Below are 15,171 nucleotides of genomic sequence, written 5' to 3'. Positions count from 1 at the left end.
TCGAAAGGTGTCAGGCGCTCAAACGGTCGGCCAGATCGGAAATCAGGCGGTCGCGCTCGCCCGGATCATAGGCGACGGGCTTGACGGCGCCCCAGACCGGCCCGGGCCAGGCCGCGTCGTCCTGATGACGGGCGATGATATGTATGTGAAGCTGGGAAACCTGATTGCCAAGGGCCGCGACATTGAGCTTCTGGCAGTCGGTCGTCTCGCGCAGCGCCTGGCTCGCGAGTGCGATCTCTTCCATCAGTTCCGCGCGTTCAGGAGCCTCAAGGTCGATCAGTTCGATCAGGTCCGGCTTTCGCGGAACGAGGATCAGCCAGGGATAATTGGCATCCTTCATGAGCCTGACGGCGCAAAGCTTCAGATCCGCCACGTGGTATGTGTCGCCGGCAAGCCTTGGGTTGATATCGAACGGGATCATGGGGACGCTCCTGAAACGAGGGCTGAGACTATACCCTTGCCGGAGAGGACGGAAAGCCGGACCCGTGACATTTTCGCGATTGCGCGTCAAAACTGGTTCATGCGCGGAGACCGAGCGGAGGAAATATATGCTGCCGAAAGCCGATAGCTACGATGCCCTGACGAGGAAGTTCCGCTGGGACGTGCCGGAACGCTTCAACATGGGCGTCGACGTTTCGGACAAATGGACGGCAAGCGACCCGGACCGGCTGGCGCTCACCTTCATCGACGAAGAGGGAAATGCGTCGGACTACACGTTCTCCGATCTGAGCCGGCTTTCGAACAGGCTCGCGAACCTGCTGACCGCTTCCGGCGTCATCCAGGGGGACAGGGTCGGCATCCTGCTGCCGCAGGCGCCCGAGACCGCATTCGGACATATCGCCGCCCACAAGATGGGCGCGATCTCCATTCCGCTGTTCATGCTCTTCGGCGAGGAGGCGCTGCTTTACAGGCTGAAGGATTCCGGTGCGCGCGCGATCATCACCAACACGGACGGTGCCAACAAGATCCTGCCGATTCGCGACCGGTTGCCTGAGCTTCGCCATGTCTTCACCGTCGATGGAAAGCACATCGGCACCCGCGACCTGCACGAGGAAATGGCGGGGCACAGCGCTCAGTACACGCCCGTCAACACCAGCGCCGACGATCCGGCGGTGATCATCTACACTTCCGGCACGACGGGCCAGCCCAAGGGCGCGCTGCATGCGCATCGTGTACTCCTCGGCCATTTGCCGGGAGTGGAAATGAGCCATGACTTTTTTCCGCAAGAGGGCGACCGCATCTGGACGCCGGCGGACTGGGCCTGGATCGGCGGGCTTCTCGACGTGCTGATGCCGGCCCTTCATCATGGCGTTCCCGTCGTCGCGCGAAGGTTTTCCAAGTTCACCGGGGAGGCGGCGTTCCAGCTTCTGCAGGACCAAAAGATCCGCAACGCCTTCCTGCCGCCGACCGCGCTGAAGATGATGCGGCAGGTGGATAACCCGGAAAAGCGCTGGAAGCTGAACCTCAGATCGGTAGCAAGCGGCGGGGAGACGCTGGGCACGGAACTGCTGGACTGGGGCAGGCGTGTCTTCGGACTCACCATCAACGAGTTCTACGGCCAGACGGAATGCAACATGATCGTTTCCTCCTGCGGGGCGATCATGGACGCGCGGCCCGGCATCATGGGCCGCGCGGTGCCGGGCCACGAGCTTGCCATCGTTACCGACGGCGGGCAGGTGCTTGCAAACGGCGAGATCGGCAATATCGCCGTCCGGCGGCCCGACCCGGTGATGTTCCTGGGCTACTGGCGAAACGAGAAGGCAACACGGGCGAAATTCGCCGGCGACTGGCTGCTGACCGGCGATACCGGCATTCAGGACGAGGCGGGCTGGATCCGGTTCGTCGGGCGCGACGATGACGTGATCACGTCTGCCGGATACAGGATCGGCCCCGGCGAGATAGAAGACTGTCTGATCGGCCACCCTGCGGTGAAATTGGCGGCGGCCGTCGGCAAGCCCGACAAGCTTCGCACCGAGATCGTGAAGGCCTATGTGGTGCTGAACGAAGATGCCGTGCCGTCGGACGGACTTGCAGGCGAAATCCAGGACTGGGTGAAGACGCGTCTTGCGGCGCATGAATATCCGCGCGAGGTGGAATTCGTCGAAGAACTGCCGATGACGACGACCGGTAAGATCATCCGCAGGGAACTCAGGCAAAGGGCTGCGGAGGAGGGGTGAGACGCGACAGCTGCCGGCGATCTGCCGTTGCCTGAGCGGCTCACTCGAAGATTTCCTTCCTCGCGATCGACGCCAGAAAACCGGAGCGCGTCTGGCCACGCGCCTTCGCGGTCACGTCGATTGCTTCCAGGAGTGCAGCATCCATCGTCAGATTCGCCCTTACGGTCCTATGCGCATCCAGAAAGAAGGGTATTGCAGCGAAGGTGCAGCCAAGACCGATATCCTGACCGACCTGTGGATCAGCCCGAATTTCCTCGAGGCTGCGCGGCACCGGCATCGGCTCGCTATTTTCCGCGAAAAACCGCAGGGCTTCACCCGCGTTTCGGATCGCTTCGTCCAGCGTATCTCCGGCGGAAAAGCAACCTGGAACATCAGGGAAATGGACACCGTAACTGCTGTCGCTGTCTTTGTGGATGACGGCGATATAGTGACGCATTGAATGATTTTCCTGTTCTAAAGCCACCCGGCTTGTTTTGCGATCGCGCGGGCTGTGCCGAGTGGCAGGTCACGTTTCGGATGGGGGACGATTACCGTTTTATTCCCCTTGCGATACTTGTGATGTGAGCCTCGAACGCCAATCAATACGAAACCATCTTTCTTGAGCTTTTTGATGATCGTCGCGCTGTCGCGGTCCATGCCTTGTCTCAAATCTAAGCTGAATTTCAATCTGGGTCAAAATTTATGCGCATTATTATGCGTACTAGTTTTCGCTGGCATTGCGATCGAGGAGACTTTAGCTGGCAAATCTCGAAATAGGTATCTGCACTCATGGGACGAGACGCGACCGGAAAAGATTCCCTTCCTCCCCTCTTGCCAAGCCGCGCCCCTCTTCTGATATAAGGGCGTCGGGAGGCTGGTGGTGGACGAGCCACTCGCCAACCGGGTCAGGTCCGGAAGGAAGCAGCCCTAACGAGTTTCGGCACGGGTCATCGTGCCGGCCTCCCACCCTCGCCGTCAGCGCGTTCGGCCGGCTCGGCGCCGATTTGCGGTGACAAGACGCCACCTGGCGAGACAGAGCGCCGCAAGGCCTATAAACTGGTCGCCATGGACGGCACGATTTCTCCAGAATCCGGCTTCGAATCAGGCGCCAAGAAGGACGACGCCTACCGCGTTCTCGCGCGCAAATACCGCCCGCGCACCTTCGACGATCTCGTCGGACAGGAGCCGATGGTGCGTACGCTGCAGAACGCGTTCGAGACGGGCCGGATCGCCCAGGCCTGGATGCTGACGGGCGTGCGTGGCGTCGGCAAGACGACGACGGCGCGCATTCTTGCCCGTGGCCTCAACTATGAAATCCCCGGCGAAGTCGAGCAGCCGACCATCCGCCTCGACAAGCCCGGCATCCACTGCGAAGCGATCATGGAAGGCCGCCATGTCGACGTGATCGAAATGGACGCCGCCTCGCACACCGGCATCGGCGACATTCGCGAGATCACGGATGCTGCGCGCTACCGCCCGGCTTCGGCGCGCTACAAGGTCTACATAATCGACGAAGTGCACATGCTCTCCAACGCGGCCTTCAACGGCCTGCTGAAGACGCTGGAGGAGCCGCCGGAGCATGTGAAGTTTATTTTCGCCACCACCGAGATCCGCAAGGTTCCGGTGACCGTGCTTTCACGCTGCCAGCGCTTCGACCTGCGCCGCATCGACGCCGAAAAGCTGGTGTCGCTTTTGCGGGACATCGCCGGCAAGGAAGGGATCGACATCGCCGATGAAGCGCTTGCTCTGATCGCGCGGGCCGGCGAAGGGTCCGCGCGCGACAGCCTTTCGCTGCTCGACCAGGCGATCGCCCATGGCGGCGGTCACATCGGCTCCGAACACTTGCGCGAAATGCTGGGTCTTGCCGACCGCGCCCGGGTGATCGACCTGTTCGAACAGGTGATGAAGGGCGATGCGGCAGCCGCCCTTGAGGAAATGAAGGGGCAATACGAAATCGGCGCCGATCCGGTGGTGGTGCTTTCCGATCTCGCCGATTTCACGCATCTCGTCACGCGCCTCAAGATCGTGCCGAAAGCCGGCGACGAGGCATCCGTCACCGAGGCCGAGCGTACGCGCGGGCGGGAGTTTGCCGAAAAACTCTCGCTCCGGCTGCTGTCGCGGGCATGGCAGATCCTCTTGAAGGGGATTGCCGAAGTGCAGGCCGCGCCCAAGCCGCTGGCGGCCGCCGACATGGTGCTGGTGCGCCTTGCCTATGCCGCCGACCTTCCCGACCCGGAAGAGGCGCTGAAAGCCTTGAGGGATGGCACTCTGCCGCCCGCGGGCGCGCAGCAGCCGGGCTCCGGGGCAGGTCGGGGGGCGCCGCAAGGTGCCGGCGGACAGCCGGTCCAGGCGCGGATGAGCACTGCACAGGCAGGGCCGGCATCGTCCGGCCATGGACCCTCCGCCCGGATGGCGGGCAGCCCGTCCGCGCAACTCCGGCCCGTTGAAAGCGCGCCGGAACCAAAAGTGGCGGAAGCGCCGGTGCCGCATGTGCCCACCAGGCCCGAACCGGCGGTAAACGGCCCGGGATCGCTTGCCGAATGCGCCGCCCTTGCCGCCGAAAAGCGCGATATTCCGCTGAAGGTGGCGATCGAGCGCAACATGCGGCTCGTCAGTTTCGAGCCTGGGCGGATCGAATTCCAGCCGACGCCGGACGCCGATGCCGATCTTGCCGGAAACCTGGGCCGCAAGCTTACCGAATGGACCGGCACGCGCTGGATCTGCATCGTCAGCCGTACGCAAGGCAGGCCAACGCTGCATGAGGAGCGGGAGGCCAACAAGCGCCAGCTTCTGACCGATGCGCGCTCCGAACCGCTGGTGGCCGAGCTGCTCGCCGCATTTCCGGGCGCGGAGATCGTCAACGTTCACGTCCGCGCGCCGGAGGGCGACACGCCGTCCGCCGAGGCGGTGCCGGAAAATCCGGACGAAGGCGAATTCGATGGTGACGAGCAGGACCCGAACGCTTAAGTCACCCTATTCAACGACCACGCTTTGATTGGCTCCAATCGACGGAGATACCCCATGGACTTCATGAAGATGATGAAGCAGGCCAAGCAGCTTCAGGAAAAGATGGGCACGCTGCAGGAAGAGGTCGCCCAGATCGAGGTGACCGGAACCGCCGGTGCGGGCCTCGTGACCGTGACGCTCAACGGCAAGAGCGAGATGAAGGGCCTCAAGATCGACCCGTCGCTTGCCAAGGAAGACGAGGTGGAAATCCTCGAAGACCTGATCATGGCGGCCTTCAACGACGCCAAGGCCAAGGCGGAAACCGCCATGCAGGAAAAGACGCAGGAGCTGATGGGGGGCCTTGGCCTGCCCGCCGGCATGAAGCTGCCGTTCTGAGTGGCAAATGGACGCTATAATCAGAATTCTAGTAAGCGAGTTTTTCTGGGGCATCGTGGTCGGTGCCCTAATCGCGCTTTTGGGTGCGTGGGTCCAAGCTCGCCTACATTTTCGTTATGACAGACGAGATAAAGAAAAATTAGTTTGCGAGTTTCTATCGGATAGTTTTAGTGGATTGATTAATATTATAAATTCCGCGAAAGATATTTATGAGTCGTCTTCGAGAATACCGGATCATAAAATCGAGCAAATTTTATCGGAACTTTCAATATTAGGTAGGAACAGGGAGCATATTTCAAGGATACGTGACGAAAAATTGAAAAATTCATCTTATTCTCTGCATGCAAAAGCTGTGGCATTATCTTCAGATATAAAAGCGCATCTGGGAATTTGGTATCAATATAATATTCAAAATCCGACTGAAGATATGTCTGAGAATGAAAAAAAGATGCATGGGGTCGCATTGAATAATTTACAGTTGGCGCGAGAGAAGTTTTCTTCTCTTTCAAATCTGCAACTTGAATATGGATCTCTATCAAACGAGCTACGTAAATATTCTGGGGCGCTCAAATGAGCACCAAAACGACCGCTGGCCCCGAGATCGAGCGCCTGATCCAGCTTCTGGCGAAACTGCCGGGGCTGGGGCCGCGCTCGGCGCGCCGGGCCGCACTCCACCTGATCAAGAAGAAAGAGCAACTGCTCGTGCCTTTGGCCGAGGCGATGGATGTCGCCGTGGAAAAGGTGGGGATCTGCTCGACTTGCGGAACGGTGGACACGAGCGATCCTTGCACGATCTGCTCCGACCCGCGCCGCGATGCCTCAACCATTCTCGTCGTGGAGGATGTCGCCGACCTCTGGGCGCTGGAGCGGGCGGCGGCACTCAACTGCCGCTATCACGTGCTCGGCGGCACGCTGTCGCCGCTTGACGGCATCGGGCCGGACGATCTCAACATCGGCGGGCTTGTCGACCGGGTGCAAGCCGGCGGCGTGAGCGAGGTGATCCTTGCGGTCAACGCGACCGTCGAAGGCCAGACTACGGCGCATTTCGTGACAGACCGGCTTGCCGGTTTCGACGTTCGCGTGACGAAGCTTGCCCATGGCGTGCCCGTCGGCGGCGAGCTCGACTATCTGGATGAAGGCACGCTGACGCAGGCGCTGAAGGCCCGCACGGCCTTCTGATACCAGATTGGAAAAAGTGCCCCGCTTTACTGGCTAACGATGCCCGCGCCCGCCGTCTCGATACGGAAGGCGGCGGCCATCAGCGCCTTGGTGTAGTCCGTCTCCGGATGGTCGAAGACCTTCTCCGAAGGGCCGGATTCCACCACCTTGCCGTCCTTCATGACGATCACGTCGTTGGCGAGCGCGCGCACGACTTTCAGGTCGTGCGAGATAAAGAGATAGGCGAGGTCATGGCGTTTCTGCAGGTCGCGCAGCAGGTCGACCACCTGCGCCTGCACGCTCATGTCGAGCGCCGAAGTCGGCTCGTCGAGCATGACGAATTTCGGCTCCAGCACCATTGCGCGGGCGATCGAAATGCGCTGGCGCTGGCCGCCTGAGAATTCATGCGGGTAGCGAAAGCGGGTTGCGGCATCGAGGCCGACCTCCTCGAGAGCGTTGGCCACGCGCGCATCACGCTCGGATTGCGAAATGTCGGGAAAATGGACCGCAAGACCTTCTCCCACGATATCGGCTATCGACATGCGTGGGGATAGCGAGCCGAACGGATCCTGAAAGACGATCTGCATGTCTCGCCGCAGCGGCCGCATCTCCTTCCAGGAAAAGCGCTGGATATCCCTGTCGCGGAAGCTGATCTCGCCGGTCGAAGAGATCATCCTGAGGAGGGCGAGGCCGAGCGTCGTCTTGCCCGATCCGCTTTCGCCGACGATGCCGAGCGTCTGGCCCTCGCGAACCGAGATATCGACCCCGTCCACGGCCTTGATGTGATCGACCGTGCGGCGCATGAACCCGCGCTTGACCGGGAACCAGACCTTGAGGTCGTCGGCCTTGACGACGATCGGCTTCGAAGTGTCCGTTTGAGGCGGATTGCCCTTGGGCTCGGCCGCCAGCAGATGCTTCGTGTAGTCGTGCTGCGGATTGGAGAAAATCTTCTCCGTCTCGCCTTTCTCGACGATCTTGCCTTCGGTCATGACGCAGACGCGATCCGAAATCTTGCGGACGATACCGAGGTCATGGGTGATGAAGAGCATCGCCATGCCGACATCGCGCTGGATATCCTTCAAAAGCTGGAGGATCTGTGCCTGCACCGTGACGTCGAGCGCCGTCGTCGGTTCGTCGGCGATCAGCAGGTCCGGTTCGTTGGCGAGCGCCATGGCGATCATCACGCGCTGGCGCTGCCCGCCGGAAAGCTGATGCGGGTAGGACTGGAGACGCTTTTCCGGCTGAGGGATGCCGACCTGGTGCAGAAGCTCGAGCACGCGCTTGCGCGCCGCCGTATCGCTCATGCCGCGGTGAATTTTCAGGACTTCGGCGATCTGCCTTTCCACCTGATGCAGCGGATTGAGCGAGGTCATCGGCTCCTGGAAGATCATGGAGATCTCGTTGCCGCGCACCTTGCGCAGGGCCGCATCATTCGCGGTGAGCATGTCCTTGCCCTTGAAGAGTATCTTCCCGCTCGGATGCGAGGCGGTCGGATAGGGCAGGAGCCTGACGGTCGAAAGCGCCGAGACCGATTTGCCCGATCCGCTTTCTCCGACGAGCGCGACCGTCTCTCCCGAATTGATGTCGAAGGAAATGTGGTCAACGGCGAGCGTCTTCCTGCCTTCCTGCGAAAAGGCGACGGAGAGGTCTTGAACGGAGAGGAGTGGGGAGGTCACTGGTCAAGATCCCAATTCTGTGAGAAGCGCTCCAATGCCCTTGGATGACAAATCAAGCTTTTTCATACCCTGAGGTATGCTTATCGCCTTGTCGTTTGTCGCGAATACATCGGCATTTGTGCGAATGGCGGTAGCAAGGTGAAGAACATCCGGCAAACCTACCTTCGTTTTTTGCCAGGCGCGAAGTTTGGCTGATTCATACATGTCTTCTCGAACCAGTGCTTCAAGGCCGATGAACCCGCCATGCACGATCAAGTCGAGATAAGCACGTTCGAGCATAGCCGGGAGCGCGCCGGCATGGCGCTTGTTCGGAGCGAGAACTTCGGCGAGGGTCAACTCGCTTGTGACGGCGTCAAGTTTTCCATCCGCAGCTGCTCTGATCAGTCTCCTTGCGAGGATGCCAGCTTCGCCCTCTTGCTTTTCTTCCAGCGCATGAACAAACACGTTCGTGTCGACGTAGACGAGAACCATTATTCGCCCTTGCGTTCCCATTGATCGCGAGAGAGGCGAATATCTTCGTCTATCTGGTCACTATTCTTGCGCAAATCCTCGGGGAGAGCGTCAAATATCGCATCAAGCGAAATCGTGCCGCGCGTATCGGAAATACCCTCAACCTCCAGTGTCACGGTCACTTCTCCGCGCTGGGGCAACCCTTTACGCAAATCCTCCGGCAATTTTTCGACCGGGTAGTGCGTTTTTACGATCCTGTTCATCGCATCCTCCATTGCCCCATCCTATCACGCGAATGCCTTGCGCGGATCGAAGGCGTCGCGCACAGCCTCGCCGATGAAGATCAGCAGGCTCAACATGATGGAGATCATGAAGAAGCCGGTGATGCCGAGCCAGGGCGCCTGAAGGTTGTTCTTGCCCTGAGCCAGAAGCTCGCCGAGCGAAGGCGAGCCCGGCGGCAGGCCGAAACCCAGGAAGTCGAGCGCCGTCAGCGTGGTGATCGACCCGTTCAGGATGAAGGGCATGAATGTGAGCGTGGCCACCATCGCGTTCGGCAGCATGTGCCGCCACATGATGACGGGGTTCGACACGCCAAGAGCCTTGGCGGCCGTGACGTATTCGAAATTGCGGGCGCGCAGGAACTCGGCCCGAACGACGCCGACCAGCGCCACCCAGGAAAAGGCGAGCAGGATCGTGAAGAGTGTCCAGAAGCCCGGAATCAGCACCGATGAGACGATGAGGATCAGGTAAAGTGTCGGGATGGCCGTCCAGATCTCGATGAAACGCTGGAAGAAGAGATCTACCCAGCCGCCGTAATAGCCCTGTGTCGCGCCGGCCGCGATGCCGATGACCGACGAGGCGAAGGTGAGCGCGAGGCCGAAGAGGACGGAGATCCTGAAGCCGTAGATGAGGCGCGCGACGACGTCCCGTCCCTGATCGTCGGTGCCGAACCAGTTCCAGTTGCCGAGGGTGCAATTGGCGTCTTCCGCGCCGTTTGGGTACTGCTCGCAGCGCTCCTGCTTGTCGAGCATCCATGACGGAGGGGCGGGTGCCGGAACCGGGATCTCGTTGTTGACCGTATCGTAGGAGTAGCGGATCGGCGGCCAGAGGATCCAGCCGTTGGCGTTGATCTCGTCCTGGATAAAGGGATCGCGATAGTCCGTTACCGCAAGGAAGCCGCCGAACTTCTCTTCCGGGTAGTCGACGAAGATAGGGGTCAGAAGCTCGCCTTTGTAGGAGACGAGAATCGGCTTGTCGTTGGCAATGAACTCGGCGAAAAGCGCGAGCACGAAGAGAACCAGGAAGATCCAGAGCGACCAGAAGCCGCGCCTGTTCGCCTTGAAGTTGGCAAGCCTGCGCTTGTTGATCGGCGAAAGCTCGAAGCGGCCCCTGGGCCGGAACTGCCCCTCGCCCGCTCCAACGAAACGGTTTTGGACCGCATCCCTGTTTTCCGCGCGGGTGTCCATGTCGTCAGACCTCCCGGCTTTCGAAGTCGATCCGCGGATCGATCCATGTGTAGGTGAGGTCCGAGATCAGGTTCACGACGAGGCCGAGCAGCGAAAAGATGTAGAGCGTGGCGAAGACGACGGCATAATCCCGGTTGATCACCGCTTCGAAGCCCAGGAGGCCAAGGCCGTCGAGCGAAAAGATCGTCTCGATCAAGAGGGAACCGGCGAAGAAGGCGGAGATGAAGGCGCCCGGAAAACCGGCGACCACGATCAGCATGGCGTTGCGGAAAACGTGGCCGTAAAGCACCTGGCGCTCCGTCAGGCCCTTAGCGCGCGCGGTCTGGACGTATTGCTTGCGGATTTCGTCGAGGAAGGAATTCTTGGTCAACAGCGTCGTCGTCGCGAACGCCGAAAGCGCCATGGCGGTGATGGGAAGCACGAGGTGCCACAGATAGTCGACGATCCGCGCCGGCCAGGAAAGCTGCTCCCAATTGTCGGAGGTGAGCCCCCGCAAGGGGAACCAGTCGAAGAAGGAGCCGCCTGCGAAAAGGATGATCAGCAGGACGGCGAAGAGGAAGCCGGGGATCGCATAGCCGACGATGATAACGGCGGATGTCCATACATCGAAAGGCGAGCCGTCCTTCACGGCCTTGCGGATGCCGAGAGGAATGGAGATCGAGTAGGAAAGCAGCGTCATCCATAGTCCGAGCGAGATGGAGACGGGCATTTTCTCGATTATGAGCTCTATGACCGAGATATCGCGGAAATAGCTCTCCCCGAAATCGAATCGGGCGTAGTTCCACAGCATCTCGCCGAAACGCTGGAGCGGCGGCTTGTCGAAGCCGAACTGGGCCTCCAGCTCCTTGACGAATTCGGGATCAAGGCCTTGAGCCCCTCTATACTTGGAGCTCACGGCTTCGCCACCTCCGCCGCCGCTGTCCTGCCCGCCGGCGGAAATATCCGAGCCGCCGCCGCCGCTGATGCGCGCGGTTGCGGAGACGTCCGTTCCCTGAAGCTGGGCTATGATCCGCTCGACCGGGCCGCCCGGCGCGAACTGGATGATGACGAAATTGATCGCCATGATGCCGACCAGAGTCGGGATGATCAGCAGAAGTCGCCGGAGAATATAGGCGCCCATCGTTCGTTCTTACCTTGCCCGCCTTTGCCCAGGTTTGTGCGCTCAGCCTGCCTTGCCCGCCGCCGCGGCCTTTTCCTCGTCGAACCACCACGTCGTCTCGACCGGGAAGTCGTAGCGCGGGGGCTCCGGCGGCATGCCGAAGATATCCCACATGGCAACCGTATGCGTCGGTTTGTACCAATGCGGCACCCAGTAGTAACCGGCGCGCAGGCATCGGTCGAGGGCGCGCGCGGCAATCTCCATTTCGTCGCGCGTTTCGGCGAAAATAGCCTTTTCGATCAAGGCGTCGATCGCCGGATGGCTGATCCCCGCGAGATTGTTGCTGCCCGGCGTTCCGGCGGCCTTCGAGCCCCAGAACTGGCGGATTGATTCGCCGAGCGTCGGCGCCAGCGAATAGCGGCGCGAAACGACGTCGAAATCGTACTCGTTGATCCGCGCCTGGTACTGCGACGGGTCGACCAGCCGGAAATTGGCCGTAACGCCAAGAAGCTTGAGATTGTTGATATAGGGCAGGACGACCCGTTCGAACGATGGCGAATTCGACAGGAATTCGATTGTCAGCGGCTCGCCGGAAGGCAGAATGAGCTGGCGCCCGTTTCGGGTGAGGCCTGCTTCGCGGAACAGGCTGTCCGCCTTGCGAAGCAAGTTGCGGTCCTGCCCCGATCCGTCGGAAACGGGGGCCTGGACGGCCGATCCGAAGACTGCTTCCGGAAGGCTCTCGCGATAGGGTTCCAGAAGGGCAAGCTCTTCGGGCCCCGGCTCACCCTCGGCCTTCATCGTGGAATTTTCGAAGAAGGATTCGGTGCGTGTGTAGAGGTCGAAGAAGAGATTCTTGTTCGACCACTCGAAATCGAAGGCAAATCCGATCGCCGCGCGCACTCTGGGGTCGGAAAACTTCTCGCGCCTTGTGTTGAAGAACCAGCCTTGCGCCCCAGAGGGGCGCCCGTCCGGGAACTCGCTTTGCTTGACGCGCCCGTCCTGCACGGCCGGGAAATTATATTCCGTCGCCCATGTCTTGGAGGTGAATTCCTCGCGAAAGGTCATCGTGCCTTTCTTGAAGGCCTCGAAGGCCACCTGGCGGTCGCGGAAGAACTCCAGCCTAAGCACATCGAAATTGTAGTGGCCGCGCGAAACGGGAAGGTCCTTCGCCCACCAGTCCTCGACGCGCTCATACTCGATATAGCGGCCGACCTCGTAATCGCCGACACGGTAAGGGCCGGAGGAGACCGGCGGTGTCAGCGTCGACTGCGTGAAGTCGTAGCGGGTGTAATAGTCCTTCGACAGGATCGGCAGGCCGGCAATCGTCATCGGAAGCTGCCGGGACTGCTTGCCGGAAAAGGTCACCCGGACCCGCCGCTCGTCGAGCGCGACCGCATCGGCCATTTCCTCGATCGTCTGGCGGATCAGCGGATGGCCGTCCTGCTTCAGCGTCATCAGCGAAAAGGCTACGTCTTCCGCCGTCAGCGGCTTTTCGTTGTGGAAGCGGGCCTCGGGGCGGATGGTGAAGGTGTAGCGGTTTTCGTCCTCGGATTTTTCGACGCTTTCGGCGACAAGACCATAAACCGCATCAGGCTCGTCGAGCGCGCGCACCATCAGCGTATCGAAGCAAAGCTCCATGCGCGGCGGGGCATCGCCCTTCAGGATAAAGCTGTTGAAGGTGTTGAAGGTCTGCGGGTTCTGGTTATACGCCCAGGAGGGAGCAGTGTAGACCATGCGCCCGCCTTTCGGCGCTTGCTGGTTCACATAGTCGAATGCGGCGAATTCGGGCGGATATTTCAACTCGCCGAAAACCGACATGCCGTGCCTCCCCCCCGTTTGGGCAAGGCTTGCGGGGAACGGCAGCAGGCCGGCTGCTGCGGCGGCTCCGCCCAGTTTCAGGACCGTCCGACGGCTGGGGAGTCGTTGTTTCATCACTTCTTTTGCTCCACACGCGCGGCCTTTTCCTCGTCCCACCACCAGATCGTGGGGAAGCCGTGGGTGAATTCCGGAATGTTGTCCGGATGGCCGAACCGGTCCCAGCGGGCGGTGCGGTCGACATCGAGATAGAACTGCGGCACGACGAAATTGTGGTGCAGGAGGACGCGATCCAGCGCTCTGGTCGCGGCCACGAGTTCGTCCCGGTCACTGGCGAAGATCACTTTCCGAATCAGGGCGTCTACGCCTTCGTCCTTGATGCCGGCATAGTTGCGCGACTGTGCCTGGTCGGCGGCTTCGGATCCCCAGAAGTCCAGCTGCTCGTTACCCGGCGACAGCGACTGCGGCCAGAGCGAGGTGATCATGTCGAAGTCACGGTCGCGGATGCGGTTGATGTATTGCGGCGTGTCGATGACCCTGAGGTTGAGCTTGATGCCGAGGCGCTGCAGGTTGCGGGCGTAGGGCAGCACGAGCCGCTCGGAATTGGGATCGTTCGACAGGAATTCGATCTCGAATTGCTCGCCCGCGGCGTTGACGAGCCTGCGCCCGTCGAGCTTCCAGCCCGCCTCCTGCAGAAGCTCCAGCGCCATGCGCAGGTTTTCGCGCAGCTTTTGCGGGTCGCCGTTGACGGGGTTTTCGTAAGGCTCGGTGAAAACTTCCGGCGGGATCTTGTCGCGCACGCTCTCCAGGATCTCCAGTTCCTTGCCCTCGGGCAGGCCGGAGGAGGCGAGCTCGGTGCCGGCGAAGTAAGAGCCGACGCGCTTGTATTGGCCGAAGAAGGTCGTCTTGTTGGCCGATTCGAAGTCGTAGGCGAGATTCAACGCCCGGCGCACCCGCTCGTCGGAGAATTTCTCCCGCCTGAGGTTCGGGACGAAGGCCTGCATGACGCCACTCGCCTTGTCGGGGAACTTCTCAAGGATTACGCGACCGTCCTTGACGGCTGGAAAGTCGTAACCGGTGGCCCAGTTCTTGGCGCTGTTCTCGGCCCGAAAATCGTACTGATCGCCCTTGAAAGCCTCCAGCAGTACCGTTGAATCGCGGAACGTGTCGTAGCGGATCCTGTCGAAATTATACGTACCCACGCGAACGGGGTGGTTCGCGGCCCAATAATCGGGCACCCGCTCGTATTCGACGAAGCGGTTCGGCTCGAAATTCCTGATGCGGTAAGGGCCTGAACCGAGCGGCGGTTCCAGCGTTCCAGACTCGATCGAGCGCTGATTGCCGTTTTTATCCGTGCCTTCCCACCAGTGTTTGGGAAGCACGAGAAGCTGGCCGACGATGTGAGGCAATTCCCGGTTTCCGGGCCCATCGAAGGTGAAGCGAACCGTTCTGTCCCCCACCTTCTGCGCGCCGGTCACATGACGATAGTAGAATTTCTGGCTGGGATTGACCTCGGTGATCTTTTCGAAACTCCAGATCACGTCATCGACGGTGATGGGCTCGCCGTCGTGCCAGCGCGCGTCCGGATTCAGCCTGTACTCCACCCAGGAAAAGTCTTCCGGATAGCGCACCGCTTCGGCGATCAGCCCGTAGGCGGCGCTGATATCCAGCTCGTCGAGCGCGGATTCGGTCAGCGAATCGTAGATAAGGCCAAGGCCGATCGCCGGGTTGCCGCGTGGCAGGACCGGATTGAAGCTGTCGAAGCCGCCAACGTCGGACAGCCTGACGATGCCGCCTTTTGGCGCATCGGGATTTACATAGCCGAAATGTTCGAACTCGGGCGGATATTTGGGATCGCCAGTCAGGGCCGATGCATGTTTCCATTCAGGTTCCGCTGCGCGCGCCTCGTGCAGCGTCGAGCTTGCGCCGATCAGGAAGAGCGCCGGCAGCACGCAGGCAAGTGTCGTTGCGGCGTTGCGTCGAAACCTTGCAAAGCTCGGCATGATTAT

General features: G+C 60.7%; 15 protein-coding genes and 1 other RNA gene. 6 read left to right on the top strand and 10 right to left on the bottom strand.

The features are described from left to right. Positions 1 to 10: 10 nt before the first annotated feature. Positions 11 to 421 (bottom strand): HIT domain-containing protein, encoded by a 411-nt coding sequence (locus GR183_RS18150; RefSeq protein ID WP_160777079.1) that lies wholly within the window; start codon positions 419 to 421, stop codon positions 11 to 13. Between the two features lie 127 nt (positions 422 to 548). Between GR183_RS18150 and GR183_RS18145 the strand changes: the two genes are divergently transcribed. After that, entirely contained in the window at positions 549 to 2,177 is a 1,629-nt protein-coding gene (locus GR183_RS18145) for an acyl-CoA synthetase (RefSeq protein ID WP_160777078.1), read from the top strand. Between the two features lie 40 nt (positions 2,178 to 2,217). Here the strand turns inward: GR183_RS18145 and GR183_RS18140 are convergent, their stop codons facing one another. Together GR183_RS18140 and GR183_RS18135 are read right to left on the bottom strand one after the other, a co-directional pair. After that, the gene (locus GR183_RS18140; protein WP_160777077.1) at positions 2,218 to 2,613 is read right to left on the bottom strand and encodes a type II toxin-antitoxin system HicB family antitoxin; all 396 of its coding nucleotides are present in this window, start codon (positions 2,611 to 2,613) and stop codon (positions 2,218 to 2,220) included. A gap of 17 nt (positions 2,614 to 2,630) precedes the next feature. Then, positions 2,631 to 2,813, bottom strand: a complete 183-nt coding sequence (locus GR183_RS18135) for a type II toxin-antitoxin system HicA family toxin (RefSeq protein ID WP_160777076.1) — start codon at positions 2,811 to 2,813, stop codon at positions 2,631 to 2,633. A 212-nt stretch (positions 2,814 to 3,025) separates the two neighbouring features. Here GR183_RS18135 and ffs point away from each other — a divergent pair. The 5 genes from ffs (at position 3,026) to recR (ending at position 6,677) form a co-directional block, all read left to right on the top strand. Next, positions 3,026 to 3,123, top strand: an RNA gene (gene ffs, locus GR183_RS18130) — signal recognition particle sRNA small type. Positions 3,124 to 3,221: 98 nt separating this feature from the next. Then, positions 3,222 to 5,123: a DNA polymerase III subunit gamma/tau gene (locus tag GR183_RS18125; RefSeq protein ID WP_160777075.1), complete on the top strand. Its 1,902-nt coding sequence runs from the start codon at positions 3,222 to 3,224 to the stop codon at positions 5,121 to 5,123. A gap of 54 nt (positions 5,124 to 5,177) precedes the next feature. Beyond that, positions 5,178 to 5,498 carry a YbaB/EbfC family nucleoid-associated protein gene (locus tag GR183_RS18120; protein WP_160777074.1) on the top strand — a complete coding sequence of 107 codons (321 nt, stop codon included), beginning with the start codon at positions 5,178 to 5,180 and terminating at the stop codon, positions 5,496 to 5,498. A 7-nt stretch (positions 5,499 to 5,505) separates the two neighbouring features. Continuing rightward, positions 5,506 to 6,072, top strand: coding sequence for a hypothetical protein (locus tag GR183_RS18115; protein WP_160777073.1), 567 nt, complete (start codon positions 5,506 to 5,508; stop codon positions 6,070 to 6,072). Further along, entirely contained in the window at positions 6,069 to 6,677 is a 609-nt protein-coding gene (recR, locus tag GR183_RS18110; protein ID WP_160777072.1) for a recombination mediator RecR, read from the top strand. Before GR183_RS18115 ends, recR begins: the two co-directional genes overlap by 4 nt. Before the next feature lie 26 nt (positions 6,678 to 6,703). On the opposite strand, the gene GR183_RS18105 is transcribed toward recR, so the two are convergent. From GR183_RS18105 to GR183_RS18075, 7 genes are read right to left on the bottom strand one after another with little or no spacing between them, the layout of a single operon-like run. Then, the gene (locus GR183_RS18105) at positions 6,704 to 8,332 is read right to left on the bottom strand and encodes an ABC transporter ATP-binding protein (protein WP_160777071.1); all 1,629 of its coding nucleotides are present in this window, start codon (positions 8,330 to 8,332) and stop codon (positions 6,704 to 6,706) included. A 3-nt stretch (positions 8,333 to 8,335) separates the two neighbouring features. After that, positions 8,336 to 8,803 (bottom strand): type II toxin-antitoxin system VapC family toxin, encoded by a 468-nt coding sequence (locus tag GR183_RS18100; RefSeq protein ID WP_160777070.1) that lies wholly within the window; start codon positions 8,801 to 8,803, stop codon positions 8,336 to 8,338. Beyond that, a complete protein-coding gene (locus tag GR183_RS18095; protein ID WP_160777069.1) occupies positions 8,803 to 9,057 on the bottom strand; it encodes a hypothetical protein in 255 nt (84 codons plus the stop codon). Before GR183_RS18095 ends, GR183_RS18100 begins: the two co-directional genes overlap by 1 nt. A gap of 12 nt (positions 9,058 to 9,069) precedes the next feature. Next, on the bottom strand, positions 9,070 to 10,248 hold the full coding sequence (locus tag GR183_RS18090; protein WP_160777068.1) for an ABC transporter permease: 1,179 nt from the start codon (positions 10,246 to 10,248) through the stop codon (positions 9,070 to 9,072). 4 nt (positions 10,249 to 10,252) lie between these two features. Next, entirely contained in the window at positions 10,253 to 11,368 is a 1,116-nt protein-coding gene (locus GR183_RS18085) for a microcin C ABC transporter permease YejB (protein ID WP_160777067.1), read from the bottom strand. A gap of 42 nt (positions 11,369 to 11,410) precedes the next feature. After that, complete coding sequence (locus GR183_RS18080) at positions 11,411 to 13,279, bottom strand: extracellular solute-binding protein (RefSeq protein WP_160777066.1); 1,869 nt, start codon at positions 13,277 to 13,279, stop codon at positions 11,411 to 11,413. Further along, positions 13,279 to 15,165, bottom strand: coding sequence for an extracellular solute-binding protein (locus tag GR183_RS18075; protein ID WP_160777065.1), 1,887 nt, complete (start codon positions 15,163 to 15,165; stop codon positions 13,279 to 13,281). Before GR183_RS18075 ends, GR183_RS18080 begins: the two co-directional genes overlap by 1 nt. Between the last annotated feature and the right edge of the window lie 6 nt (positions 15,166 to 15,171).

The organism is Stappia sediminis, assembly GCF_009826895.1.
Taxonomy (GTDB): Bacteria; Pseudomonadota; Alphaproteobacteria; order Rhizobiales; family Stappiaceae; genus Hongsoonwoonella; species Hongsoonwoonella sediminis.
This window is presented reverse-complemented; position numbering and strand designations above follow the sequence as displayed.